At 60.9% G+C, this 12674-nt stretch carries 14 protein-coding genes and 1 riboswitch; of the genes, 7 read left to right on the forward strand and 7 right to left on the reverse strand.

The window, feature by feature from the left end; translation table 11 throughout:
• A complete protein-coding gene (fghA, locus tag AC1DMK_RS02645; RefSeq protein ID WP_477856970.1) occupies nucleotides 1–834 on the forward strand; it encodes an S-formylglutathione hydrolase in 834 nt (277 codons plus the stop codon).
• Between the two features lie 147 nt (nucleotides 835–981).
• Nucleotides 982–1296 (forward strand): quaternary ammonium compound efflux SMR transporter SugE, encoded by a 315-nt coding sequence (gene sugE / locus AC1DMK_RS02650; protein WP_037066324.1) that lies wholly within the window; start codon nucleotides 982–984, stop codon nucleotides 1294–1296.
• A gap of 43 nt (nucleotides 1297–1339) precedes the next feature.
• On the opposite strand, the gene AC1DMK_RS02655 is transcribed toward sugE, so the two are convergent.
• From AC1DMK_RS02655 to crcB, 7 genes are all read right to left on the reverse strand, one after another.
• Nucleotides 1340–1732 (reverse strand): DoxX family protein, encoded by a 393-nt coding sequence (locus AC1DMK_RS02655; RefSeq protein ID WP_037066326.1) that lies wholly within the window; start codon nucleotides 1730–1732, stop codon nucleotides 1340–1342.
• A 126-nt stretch (nucleotides 1733–1858) separates the two neighbouring features.
• Nucleotides 1859–3391, reverse strand: a complete 1533-nt coding sequence (locus AC1DMK_RS02660) for an acyl-CoA carboxylase subunit beta (protein ID WP_477856973.1) — start codon at nucleotides 3389–3391, stop codon at nucleotides 1859–1861.
• A 32-nt stretch (nucleotides 3392–3423) separates the two neighbouring features.
• A complete protein-coding gene (locus AC1DMK_RS02665) occupies nucleotides 3424–3882 on the reverse strand; it encodes a hypothetical protein (RefSeq protein ID WP_037066331.1) in 459 nt (152 codons plus the stop codon).
• Between the two features lie 70 nt (nucleotides 3883–3952).
• Complete coding sequence (locus tag AC1DMK_RS02670; protein ID WP_477856975.1) at nucleotides 3953–4738, reverse strand: ATP12 family chaperone protein; 786 nt, start codon at nucleotides 4736–4738, stop codon at nucleotides 3953–3955.
• A 9-nt stretch (nucleotides 4739–4747) separates the two neighbouring features.
• The gene (locus AC1DMK_RS02675) at nucleotides 4748–5401 is read right to left on the reverse strand and encodes an HAD-IA family hydrolase (RefSeq protein WP_477856977.1); all 654 of its coding nucleotides are present in this window, start codon (nucleotides 5399–5401) and stop codon (nucleotides 4748–4750) included.
• A complete protein-coding gene (locus AC1DMK_RS02680) occupies nucleotides 5398–6393 on the reverse strand; it encodes an RluA family pseudouridine synthase (protein WP_037066341.1) in 996 nt (331 codons plus the stop codon). Before AC1DMK_RS02680 ends, AC1DMK_RS02675 begins: the two co-directional genes overlap by 4 nt.
• A 90-nt stretch (nucleotides 6394–6483) precedes the next feature.
• Nucleotides 6484–6861 carry a fluoride efflux transporter CrcB gene (crcB, locus tag AC1DMK_RS02685; protein ID WP_037066344.1) on the reverse strand — a complete coding sequence of 126 codons (378 nt, stop codon included), beginning with the start codon at nucleotides 6859–6861 and terminating at the stop codon, nucleotides 6484–6486.
• Nucleotides 6862–6993: 132 nt separating this feature from the next.
• Here crcB and AC1DMK_RS02690 point away from each other — a divergent pair, with 132 nt between their 5' ends.
• The 5 genes from AC1DMK_RS02690 (at nucleotide 6994) to AC1DMK_RS02710 (ending at nucleotide 12438) form a co-directional block, all read left to right on the forward strand.
• Nucleotides 6994–7263, forward strand: coding sequence for a hypothetical protein (locus AC1DMK_RS02690; protein ID WP_037066347.1), 270 nt, complete (start codon nucleotides 6994–6996; stop codon nucleotides 7261–7263).
• Between the two features lie 109 nt (nucleotides 7264–7372).
• Nucleotides 7373–7465, forward strand: a riboswitch (glycine riboswitch).
• Between the two features lie 154 nt (nucleotides 7466–7619).
• Complete coding sequence (gene gcvT, locus AC1DMK_RS02695; protein ID WP_037066436.1) at nucleotides 7620–8756, forward strand: glycine cleavage system aminomethyltransferase GcvT; 1137 nt, start codon at nucleotides 7620–7622, stop codon at nucleotides 8754–8756.
• A 26-nt stretch (nucleotides 8757–8782) separates the two neighbouring features.
• Complete coding sequence (gene gcvH, locus AC1DMK_RS02700; protein WP_037066350.1) at nucleotides 8783–9145, forward strand: glycine cleavage system protein GcvH; 363 nt, start codon at nucleotides 8783–8785, stop codon at nucleotides 9143–9145.
• Nucleotides 9145–12009 carry an aminomethyl-transferring glycine dehydrogenase gene (gcvP, locus tag AC1DMK_RS02705; protein ID WP_037066353.1) on the forward strand — a complete coding sequence of 955 codons (2865 nt, stop codon included), beginning with the start codon at nucleotides 9145–9147 and terminating at the stop codon, nucleotides 12007–12009. The genes gcvH and gcvP overlap by 1 nt, the downstream gene beginning before the upstream one ends.
• A gap of 156 nt (nucleotides 12010–12165) precedes the next feature.
• Nucleotides 12166–12438 (forward strand): DUF982 domain-containing protein, encoded by a 273-nt coding sequence (locus AC1DMK_RS02710; RefSeq protein WP_037066356.1) that lies wholly within the window; start codon nucleotides 12166–12168, stop codon nucleotides 12436–12438.
• Nucleotides 12439–12674: the final 236 nt, after the last annotated feature.

The following is a 12674-nucleotide window of genomic DNA, read 5'->3' on the forward strand; positions in this document are numbered from 1 at the left end:
ATGAACATCCTTTCCCAGGCGACCGCTTTCGGCGGCATGCAGGGCGTATTCACGCATGCGTCCGAAGCCTGCAAATGCGATATGACGTTTGCGGTCTTCGTGCCGCCGCAGGCGATCAACGGGCCCTGCCCGGTCCTCTGGTACCTCTCGGGCCTGACCTGCACCCATGCCAACGTCATGGAAAAGGGTGAATACCGGCGCATGGCCGCCGAACTCGGGCTCATCATCGTCTGCCCGGATACGAGCCCGCGCGGCAATGACGTACCGGACGAACTTACCAACTGGCAGATGGGCAAAGGCGCCGGCTTCTACCTCGATGCAACCGAGGAGCCTTGGTCCGGGAACTATCAGATGTACAGCTACATCACTGAGGAACTCCCCGCCTATGTCAGCCAGCACTTTCGCATGGACATGAGCCGCCAGGGCATCTTCGGTCATTCCATGGGCGGCCACGGCGCGATCACCATAGCCCTCAAGAATCCCGAACGTTTCAGGAGCTGCTCCGCCTTTGCCCCGATCGTCGAACCCTCGACCGCCGACTGGTCTGCGCCCGCGCTTGAAAAATATCTTGGTCCCGATCGCGCTGCCTGGCGCAAGTACGACGCCTGCGCCCTGGTCAGCGACGGAGCACGCTTCCCGGAGTTCCTGATCGACCAGGGAAAGGCCGACGGCTTTCTCGAAAACGGTCTCCGGCCGTGGCTCTTCGAGGAGGCTATCGCGGAGACCGACATCAAGCTGACGCTGCGCATGCACGAGCGCTACGACCACTCCTACTACTTCATTTCGAGCTTTATGGACGATCATCTGCGATGGCACGCGGAGAGACTGGCCTAGCGCGCAAGAAACGGGTGGTATGCAGGCGATGCGCCTTCCTACCTGGCGAGGAGCCTCGCTTTGACTGTCACGACATGGCGTTGACCGGTTCGGTCAGGGACGCACGCGTCGCGGGGAGCGGGCTCAACGCCTCACACGGAGAATCGAATGGCATGGCTTTTACTGTTTCTCGCTGGACTTTTTGAATGCGGATGGGCGATCGGCCTGAAGTATACCGACGGGTTCACGCGCCCTGTTCCGACCGTCCTGACGGCGATCTCGATGGTGGTCAGCGTCATTCTGCTGGGCCTTGCTGTCAAGACCCTGCCGATCGGCACAGCATACGCCGTATGGACTGGAATCGGGACGGTTGGAACGGTCCTGCTTGGGATTTGGCTGCTTGGCGATTCCGCCACCGCTGCACGCCTGCTTTGCATCGGCTTGATCGTCGCCGGCATCGGCGGCCTGAAATTGGCGGCATGAGGCGAAGCTGTGGCCAACGCGCCTCGGCCACAGCTTTATTCTCTTAGGCGGCCTTGCGCCGATCGACCGAAAACGCGCCTGCGCCCGCAAAGACCAAGAACAAGAAGATGAAGCAGAACAGGACCGCGCCATCGCCACCATTGAGGGCGGGATAGAAGGTCTTCGGATAATGCGCCATGAAATAGGCGAACGCCATCTGGCCGGAGAGGATAAAGGCAACGGGTCGGGTCAAGAAGCCAATCAGAATAAGAATACCGCCGATCACTTCAAGAAGAGCGGCAAAGAGCATCAGGGGCGGCAGCGAGCCTTCCATCTGTGCAGCGGGGAAAGCAAAAAGCTTCATCGTGCCATGCTCGATGAACAGCAAGGCAGTGATGATCCTGAGAGCGGCAAGCGCATAGGGTTGATATGCGTTCAGACGTTCCAAACTCGACATGAAAACTCTCCTTTTGTGTAATGACAGCCGAGCGTTAGCTGCTTCACAAAGAGGAATGAAGACACGGATCGCTGACGTGCGATCACTTCCTCTTGATTTTGTTTGGTTTTCCCCACTTTTTACTCTCTAGAGTGGAATGTTGTCGTGTTTCTTCCAGGGATTGGCCAGATCTTTGTTGCGAAGCATCCTGAGACCACGCGCAAGCCGCCTGCGTGTCGAATGCGGCATGATGACCTCATCGATATAACCGCGCTCGGCAGCGACGAAGGGAGACAGGAATCGGTCCTCGTACATCTTCGTATGCTCGGCGATCTTTTCCGGATCGGCGATGTCCTTGCGGAAGATGATCTCCACCGCGCCCTTGGCACCCATGACCGCGATCTGCGCCGTCGGCCAGGCATAGTTAAGGTCGCCGCGAAGGTGTTTGGACGCCATGACGTCATAGGCGCCGCCAAAGGCCTTGCGCGTAATCACGGTGAGCTTCGGAACGGTCGCCTCGGCATAGGCAAAGAGCAGCTTGGCGCCGTGCTTGATCAGCCCGCCATACTCCTGCGCCGTGCCCGGCAGGAACCCTGGCACGTCGACGAAAGTCACGATCGGAATGTTGAAGCAATCGCAAAAGCGCACGAAACGCGCCGCCTTACGCGACGCATCGCTATCGAGCACACCGGCCAGCACCATCGGCTGGTTGGCGACAAAGCCGACGGTTGATCCTTCGATTCGCCCGAAGCCGCAGACGATATTCCCGGCGAAACTCGGCTGGATCTCGAAGAAATCAGCCTCATCTGCGGTCTTCAGGATCAGTTCCTTGATGTCATAAGGCTTGTTGGCGTTCCCAGGCACCAGCGTATCCAGCGAGGCATCCGTTTCGGTTACCGACTGATAGCAAGCGATTTCCGGCACGGCCGAAGTGTTCGATTGCGGCAACAGATCGATCAGCCTGCGAACCTGCAGCAACGTCTCGACGTCGTTGTCATATGCCCCATCGGCAATCGAAGACCGTGTCGTATGTACCGACGCCCCGCCAAGCTCCTCCGCTGTCACGGTCTCGTTGGTGACCGTCTTCACTACATCAGGACCGGTCACGAACATGTAGGAACTGTCGCGCACCATGAAAATGAAGTCGGTCATGGCAGGCGAATACACATCCCCGCCGGCGCATGGCCCCATGATGACGGAAATTTGGGGGATGACGCCGGATGCCAGCACGTTGCGCTGGAAGACCTCGGCATAACCGCCGAGCGCCGCGACACCTTCCTGAATGCGCGCGCCACCGGCATCGTAAATGCCGACGATCGGCGCGCGGTTCTTCAACGCCATGTCCTGCACTTTCATGATCTTTTCGGCGTGCGCCTGCGAAAGCGAGCCCCCGAAGACCGTGAAGTCCTTGGCGAACACGAAAACGGTCCGGCCGCTGACCGTTCCCCAGCCCGTCACAACGCCATCGCCGGCGATCCGACTCTTGTCCATGCCGAAATCCGTAGACCGGTGTTCGACGAACATGTCGAACTCCTCGAACGACCCTTCGTCTAGGAACAGGTCGATACGCTCGCGTGCCGTCAGCTTGCCGCGCTTGTGCTGCGCATCGATGCGCTGCTGCCCTCCGCCCAGCCGGGCGACACCGCGGCGACGCTCGAGTTCTATGAGAATTTCCTTCATGGACACCCCTCGCCGCGCATGCGGCTCATGTTTTATGCGTGGCCGGCACTAAGGGAAAATATGGAACGTATCCGGGCCGAGATGTCCTCGGCCAGGATTTCGTCGGCTGCATCTGCGCTGTTTGATTTACTGTTGACCTCGAACGAGCTGACTGCAATCACAGTACCGTCATCCACCGATGCGGCATCGACCGTCACCTTGGCAACGCTGTGCTTTTTGTCGTAGCCCTGCCCCTTCTGAACGGAAAGGACCCGAATGGTCAGGACAACGCGAGGATAGACCTCGGTCCGCACTGTCGCATTGATTGCTTTGTTGACGCGATCGCCGACCCCGGCAAGCACTGTCGCCGGGATGTTGGGCCCGGCCAATACCACGACATTGCGAACATCGTACACAGGCGACGGCTGCCCTCTGGAGAAGAAGGTAGCGCAGGATGTCAGCGCCACGCAGATCAACGCGACCCGAAAAAAACTCGACCTAAGCCAATTCATATAGAAAACCCGCGCCCGCCCCCGATAGAGTCGCAGATTTTCGCCATAACAGGCATCAAGGCAACCTGTTTCAGTCTCTCAACGCCAAAAAAACACTCACGGCCGCTTTGAAGTCTTCGAAACGCTGCGCCCGTCTCTTTTCGGCCTCTTCGTCGCTACCCCAATGCTCGATTGTCCAGTCTTCATCGAGATGGGCAAGCGACCAAACCTCTTCCATCCGCAGAAAGCCTTCGGCAAAGGCGACCGCCAGCAAAGCAGAGCCGGTCAGGGTGGTAATCGTATGAAGGGCAGCGAGCGCCATTGCGCCGCTGTGTCTGCGCAACACAGCCGAGAACGCGCCAATAGCCTCGTGTGGCTGATCGTGATGCATGACGCCTTCGATCAGCATGAAGCGGGCACCCAGGTCGTTGGCGTACCAGTCGAGCACCGGATCCCAGCGTTCCGCCTGCCGCTGCACCAGCGCCTCAGGACTGTCAGCCCGGTAGCAGAGGAGGTCGCTGGTCGAAAAGCGCAAGATGTCTTCGAAGACGGCCTGCATATCCGTGGCCACGCCGTCGATTGCCGTATTGACGAGCCGCGTCACCGGCATCTTTGCCGGATCGATGACATCGACCTGCGCGTGCCACTCGGCGGCGACCAGCTCCGCGAGTGCCGGCGTCGAGAGGGCCAGAATCTGACGTGCTGGCGTCCGGACCGGCTTGCCGTCCAGTTCGACTGCAAATCCCTCGTCACGCGCGGCAACGGATACGGTGTTGTAGAAGCGCTTCGGCAGCGGCTTCTTCATCTGGATCTGCGCGCGGCGGATCGGGTCAGGATTGCTCAGTCCTTCGGACAGGTCGTTCAGCAGATCGCGCATGGCGTCACCTCAGGAAAAATGCTTCAAAACGTCGCCTGGACGGTAGGCGATACTGTCGGCACCTGCGGCAACCAGGTCCTCGACGCTGGCATAACCCCAGGAAACACCCACCGCGGTTGCACCCGCGGCCTTTGCCATCTGCATATCGTAGACGGCGTCGCMGATGACAATGGTATCGGCTGGATTCATGCCTGTTTCGCTGCAGCACTCCATGACCATCGCCGGATGCGGCTTCGACGGACAGTCGTCGGCAGTACGCGAAACGATGAAATGCGGCGCAAAGCCGTGCGTCTCAAGGATATGCACGAGACCGCGCCGCGACTTTCCGGTCACGGCACCGATCAGGATTTCGTTCTTGCCAGCCAGCGTCTGGATGAGCGGCTTGATGCCGTCAAACAACATCACGTCCATGCCCGGCTCATCGCGCACGTCAGCGTAGATCGCCTTGTAATGCGCTGTCATTGCCACGGCTTCGTCGTCGACATGCGGCTTTGCCTGCATTCGCGCGATCGCGATGTCGAGGGTCAGGCCGATGATCGACTTTGTCAGCGATACGTCGGGCCTGTCGTAGCCGAAATGTGTGAAGGTACGCGCCATGACTTCATGAATGAGCGCGGCGCTGTCCACCAGCGTTCCATCGCAATCAAACAGCGCCAGTTTCATTCCTGGTCTTCCCTTTCCGCCGACGCAAGATCAAGCCCCAGCAGGTTCCAGGTCTGCACCATGTGCGGCGGCAGGGGTGCGGTGATGCGCAGGCGTCCGCCCGACGGATGCGGAATGTCGATCTTGCGCGCGTGCAAGTGCAGCTTCTTCTGGACGCCTCCGGGGAAATCCCAGTTGTGGTCGTCGTCGAAATACTTCGGATCGCCGATGATGGGATGCCCGATGTGCAACGCGTGGACGCGCAGCTGGTGTGTGCGGCCGGTATAGGGCTCCATCTCCAGCCAGGCGAGGTTCTGTGCGGCGGTCTCGATGACGCGATAATAGGAAATCGCGTGATCGGCACCATCCTCTCCATGCTTGGCAACACGCATGCGGTCGCCGTCCGGCGTCGCTTCCTTGACCAGCCAGGTGGAGATCTTGTCCTCGTGCTTGCGCGGCACGCCCTTCACCAGAGACCAGTATGTCTTCTTGGTATCGCGCTCGCGAAAGGCGGCCGTCAGCTTTTGTGCGGCACCCCGGGTACGGGCGATGACCAGGACGCCTGACGTGTCGCGGTCGAGACGATGCACCAGCCGCGGCTTCTCGCCCTTCGGGCTGGTCCAGGCTTCAAGCATCTTGTCGACATTCCGCGTCACGCCGGACCCGCCCTGCACTGCAAGGCCGGCTGGCTTGTTCAAAACGATCACCTTGTCGTCTTCATGCAGCACCATGCGCTGCAGCAGTTCGTAATCGCCCGAATGCTTCAGATCGTGACTGGCGATCGGTGTGTTTTTCAATCTAGCATCGACATCCAGCGGCGGGACGCGCACGACTTGTCCGGGCTGCACGCGCGCATCGGTTTTGACGCGCCCACCATCGACGCGCACCTGCCCAGAGCGCATGAGCTTCTGAAGCGGACCGAAGCCGAGCCCGGGGAAATGGATCTTGAACCAGCGATCGAGCCGCATGCCCGCTTCGTCCGGTTCCACCTTTATATGTTCAATGCCAGCCATCTATATTCTTTCGGAAAACTGTCGCTCGCGCCAAGCGCGGCCTTTGTCGCAGGCTTTAGAGCATTTTTCCTGAAAACGGAAATCGTAATCTCAGAAGATGGCCCGCATGATCGCGAGGCCTGCGATAACGGCAGCCATGGAAAGGCCCACGCTTGCGATCATGTAGGCCGCCCCGGCTATCACTGCGCCGCGTTCGAAGAGCGAGATGGCATCGAGGGAAAAGGCGGAGAACGTCGTGAAGCCGCCGAGGAATCCAGTGATCAGCAGCAACCGCAGTTCCGGCGAAGCGTAGAACCTGCGCGCGATCATTTCGGCGAAGACGCCGATGACGAAACAGCCGACGACATTGACCGTCAGCGTCCCCCACGGAAACGCCGGCCCTGCCGCCCTAAGCGCCCACTGGCCGACGTAGTATCTGAGAACCGAACCGATTGCGCCGCCGAATGCGACAAGAAGAGCTTGAGTCATGCACACGGTTTACCGCAGCAGAGTGTGAAATCCAATTCTGGACCACGCAAAATTGGGGTCGAATTGGGATTGCATAAAATGCGATGATTTTTCTTAGCCTGTCGCGAACCGGCGCTCCTGTAAGCTCACAAAATGACAGTCCTGGTAGGCACCATATCCGCAAGCACGGCCGCCGCAGCATTCGAAACGCTGCGTATCCCTCAGCGCGTACCAGCAAGTACGGCCGCAAAGGAAGCACGTCGCGCTGCCGACCGGAAGACCAAAGGCGACAGCGGTCAGGACATCGACGAACCGTCAAACATCATTCAGTCCACCGAAGTCGCCCTCGATCTCATGACCATGGGGCAGAAACAGCCGCAAGCCGGATTGAAGCAGGCGCTGCAGTTCTACGAGGACGTCTGACCCCGCCGAGGGCCGGCACTCTTCGTCCGTATTCGGGTCACGCGACAAAAATATGTTCGATGGCGACATTCCCCTCTTGCCAAGTACCGTCATGGCCAGATAATTGCGCTCAACCTTGTTGGGAGAAGCCGGTCCGTTTGCGATCGGTGCCGAAGGAGCAACCGCCCCGGAAACTCTCAGGCCAAAGGACCAGCAAGGGGCAGACGGAACTCTGGAGAGAAGCGTTCTTGAAACGCGCGCCGAAGGGATAACAATCTCAGGCAAAGGGACAGAGGGGGCTCGAAAGACAAGGCGTAGCTGCGCCTGAAAGTTTGAGCCCGCGCATGGAATTCCACGCGCAAACCCCGGAGGCGTCGTTGGACGATACTGCTGCCCTCAAGAAAACCCCGCTGCATCAGCTGCATGTGTCGCTCGGCGCCCGTATGGTGCCATTCGCCGGCTACGACATGCCGGTGCAATATCCCGCCGGCGTCATGAAGGAGCATTTGCAGACGCGCGCCGCCGCCGGTCTTTTCGATGTGTCCCACATGGGCCAGGTCGTCATCAAGGCCAAGTCGGGCAAGTATGAGGATGCGGCCCTTGCACTCGAGAGCCTCGTTCCCGTCGACATCCTCGGCCTCGCGGAAGGTCGCCAGCGTTACGGTTTCTTCACGGACGACAATGGCGGCATCCTCGACGACCTGATGATCACTCATCTTGACGACCACCTCTTCGTCGTCGTCAACGCCGCCTGCAAGGACGCTGATCTCGCACATCTGCAAAAACACATCGGTGGGACCTGCGACATCACCGTGCTCGACCGCGCTCTGATCGCGCTCCAGGGACCTCGCGCAGTCGATGTGCTGGCCGAACTCTGGGCCGATGTCGCCTCGATGAAATTCATGGACGTGCGCCACTGCCATCTGCACGACGTTTCCTGTCTTGTGTCGCGTTCCGGTTACAGCGGAGAAGATGGCTACGAAATCTCGGTGCCGAACGAAATGGCGGAAGACATCGCCAAGCGCCTCCTCGAGCATCCGGATGCCCAACCGATCGGCCTTGGAGCCCGCGATTCGCTACGCCTGGAAGCCGGCCTCTGCCTCTATGGCAACGATCTCGACACCACGACGACGCCCGTTGAAGCGGCGCTCGAATGGGGCATGCAGAAGGCCCGCAAGACCGGCGGCGCTCGCGCCGGCCGCTTCCCCGGTGCAGACCGCATCCTTTCCGAACTCGACAACGGCGCCTCGCGTCGCCGCGTCGGCCTGAAGCCGGAAGGCAAGGCGCCGGTGCGCAGCCACGCAAAGCTTTATGCCGATGCCGAGGGCAAGACCGAAATCGGCGAAGTCACCTCGGGCGGCTTCGGCCCGAGCGTCGAAGGCCCTGTCGCCATGGGCTATGTCCCGATCTCCCACGCTGCCGCGGGAACCGAAATCTACGCCGAGGTGCGCGGCAAGTATCTGCCCATCACCGTCAGCGCCCTGCCCTTCATCACGCCGACCTACAAACGCTAAACCTTTTTTCAGAGAGAGGACGAACAATGCTGAAATTTACCGAGGAACACGAATGGCTGAAGATCGAAGGCGGCGTTGCAACGGTGGGCATCACCAACTATGCCGTCGATCAACTCGGCGACCTGGTTTTCGTCGAGCTTCCTGAGGTCGGCGCGACCTTCTCCAAGAACGACAACGCCGCAACGGTCGAATCCGTAAAGGCTGCCTCCGACGTCTATTGTCCGCTTGATGGCGAGATCACCGAGGTCAATCCGGCCATCGTTGCCGATCCGTCGCTGGTCAATTCCGATCCTCAAGGCGCCGGCTGGTTCTTCAAGCTGAAGCTCAAGAACGGCGCCGACGCCGATGGCCTGCTCGACGAGGCGGCCTACAAGGAGCTCACCGCGTAATGACGACGCCGACAGAATTCCAGTTCACCGACTACCAGCCGTACGACTTCGCCAACCGCCGCCATATCGGACCCTCCCCGGCCGAAATGACGGACATGTTGAAGGTCATCGGCTACAATAGCCTCGATGGGTTGATCGACGCGACCGTCCCGCCCTCCATTCGCCAGAAGGCGCCGCTCGTCTGGGGCGCGCCGATGACGGAACGCGAGGCGCTCGACAAGCTGCGCGAGACCGCCAACAAGAACAAGGTGCTCGTCTCACTGATCGGCCAGGGCTACTACGGCACGATCACGCCGCCGGTCATCCAGCGCAACATCCTGGAAAACCCGGCCTGGTACACGGCCTATACGCCCTACCAGCCAGAGATCAGCCAGGGCCGCCTCGAGGCGCTGCTGAATTACCAGACGATGATCTGCGACCTCACCGGCCTCGATGTCGCCAATGCCTCGCTTCTCGATGAAGCAACCGCAGCCGCAGAAGGCATGGCCATGGCCGAGCGCGTCTCCAAGTCGAAGGCCAGGGCCTTCTTCGTCGACGCCGCCTGCCATCCGCAGACGATCGAACTGATCAAGACGCGCGCCGAACCGCTCGGCTGGAGCGTCATCACAGGCAACCCCTTCACCGATCTCGACCCGGTCGACGTTTTCGGCGCCATCTTCCAGTATCCGGGCACGCACGGCCATGTGCATGATTTTACGGGTCTGATTTCCCGCCTGCACCAGACCGGCGCCATCGCCATCGTCGCCGCCGACATCCTCGCGCTGACTCTGCTGAAATCACCAGGCGAAATGGGCGCCGACATTGCCGTCGGTAATTCGCAGCGATTCGGCGTCCCAGTTGGCTACGGCGGCCCGCATGCGGCCTACATGTCGGTCAAGGACGCACACAAGCGCTCCATGCCCGGCCGTCTCGTCGGCGTCTCGGTCGATGCCCGCGGCAACCGCGCCTACCGTCTGTCCCTTCAGACCCGTGAACAGCACATCCGTCGCGAAAAGGCGACGTCCAACATCTGCACAGCACAGGTCCTGCTCGCCGTCATGGCGTCCATGTACGCCGTCTTCCACGGCCCCAAGGGCATCAAGGCGATCGCACAGCAGGTCCACCAGAAGGCCGTGCTCATGGCCAAGGGCCTGGAAAAGCTTGGCTATGCCATCGAGCCGGAGGCCTTCTTCGACACCTTTACCGTCGATGTCGGCCACATGCAGGGCGTCATCCTGCGCGCTGCCGTCGCCGAGGGTGTGAACCTGCGCAAGGTCGGCGCAACTAAGATCGGCATGAGCCTCGACGAGCGCACCCGCCCGGCAACGCTGGAAGCCGTCTGGCGCGCCTTCGGCGGCAGTTTCGCCGTCGCCGATTTCGAACCAAGCTATCGCCTGCCGAAAGGCCTCGCCCGCACCAGCGAATACTTGACGCATCCGATCTTCCACATGAACCGCGCCGAAAGCGAGATGACCCGCTACATCCGCAGGCTCTCCGACCGCGATCTGGCGCTCGACCGCTCGATGATCCCACTCGGYTCCTGCACGATGAAGCTGAAYGCGACAGCSGAAATGCTGCCGATCACCTGGCCGGAGTTTTCCGACATCCACCCCTTCGTGCCATCGGATCAGGCGCTTGGCTACCGCGAGATGATCGACGATCTCACGGATAAGCTCTGCGCCGTGACCGGCTACGACGCCTTCTCCATGCAGCCGAACTCCGGCGCGCAGGGCGAATATGCGGGCCTGCTGACTATTCGCAACTACCATATCGCCAATGGCAACGGCCACCGCGACGTCTGCCTCATCCCGACCTCGGCCCACGGCACCAACCCGGCCTCAGCCCAGATGGTCGGCATGAAAGTCGTGGTCGTCAAGGTTCGCGAAAACGGCGACATCGACCTCGACGATTTCCGCGCCAAGGCGGAGCAGTATGCAGACAACCTCTCCTGCTGCATGATCACCTACCCCTCGACGCACGGCGTCTTCGAGGAAACAGTCAGGGAAATCTGCGACCTGGTGCACAGGCACGGCGGCCAGGTCTATCTCGACGGCGCCAACATGAACGCCATGGTCGGCCTGTCCCGTCCAGGTGATATCGGCTCCGACGTCTCCCACCTCAACCTGCACAAGACCTTCTGCATCCCTCACGGCGGCGGCGGTCCCGGCATGGGCCCGATCGGCGTCAAGGCGCATCTGGCACCCTATCTCCCCGGCCACCCGGAAACGGACGGCCGCTCGGGCGCGGTTTCGGCAGCTGCCTTTGGCTCCGCCTCCATCCTGCCAATCTCCTGGAGCTACTGTCTGATGATGGGCGGCGAAGGGTTGACGCAGGCGACCAAGGTGGCGATCCTCAACGCCAACTACATCGCGGCACGGCTCAAGGGCGCCTACGACGTGCTCTACAAGTCCGAGGCCGGGCGTGTCGCGCATGAGTGCATCATCGACACCCGCCCGCTGGTCGACAGCTGCGGCGTCACTGTCGACGACGTCGCCAAGCGCCTGATCGATTGCGGTTTCCATGCGCCGACCATGAGCTGGCCGGTCGCCGGTACGCTGATGATCGAGCCGACGGAAAGCGAGACCAAGGCCGAACTCGACCGCTTCTGCGAAGCGATGCTGGCCATCCGTCAGGAAGCCCGCGACATCGAGGAGGGCCGCGCCGACAAAGCCAACAACCCGCTCAAGAACGCCCCGCACACCGTCGAAGACCTCGTCGGCGAATGGGATCGCCCATACTCGCGCGAGCAGGCCTGCTTCCCGCCCGGCGCCTTCCGCGTCGACAAGTACTGGTCGCCGGTCAACCGCGTCGACAACGTGTTCGGCGATCGCAACCTGATCTGCACCTGCCCGCCGGTCGAAAGCTACGCGGAAGCCGCGGAGTGAGTAGCAATCGGGCGAAGCCCGGGCAATCGATCCGGTGGTTCGAATACAGCCGACGATGCACTCTCTCAGTCCCTCCCCCTTGTGGGGAGGGGTTGGCGACGGGTAAGCATCCGCACCACCGCAAACCCCGCGACGCAAAAACAAGGCACGAGCGCCATGGCAAAATCCGACAGCGATCTCACTCAGGCACTCTGGCCGAAGCCGGTGCTGCTTGCGCTGGAAGAACCGGGCAAATACGTGACCATAGCGACTACCCAGGCCGCCTCCTGGGCGATGATCGAGGATTGGCCGACGGAAGATGGCCCTGCGCTCGACAGAGCCCTGCTGGTCTGCGCTGACGTCATCAAGGGCAAGCGCACCAACGAGGAGGCTCGCAAGGCCTTCATCGCAGCCGCTGTCGAAGCCGGCATTGACATGAAGGCTGACTGAGGTCGCCGGCCGTCCCCTCTCCCGGCCACTGCATGGCCGCTTCGATCTCTTATTCCCCGGCGGTCCGAACTTGCATCCAAGCTTGGAAACAGACCAATGCGGCAACGAACGCGTAATATGGCATGGCATTCCTGTCCTAATCCGGAACATCTTTCGCCGCTCGACGCCCGCGGCTGGTGATTTGCTAACGCAACGCCTTCAGCATTCGCTAAATCCTTGCGGGTACAAGGTTTTCA

This window comes from Rhizobium sp. 05L419 (genome assembly GCF_056397845.1).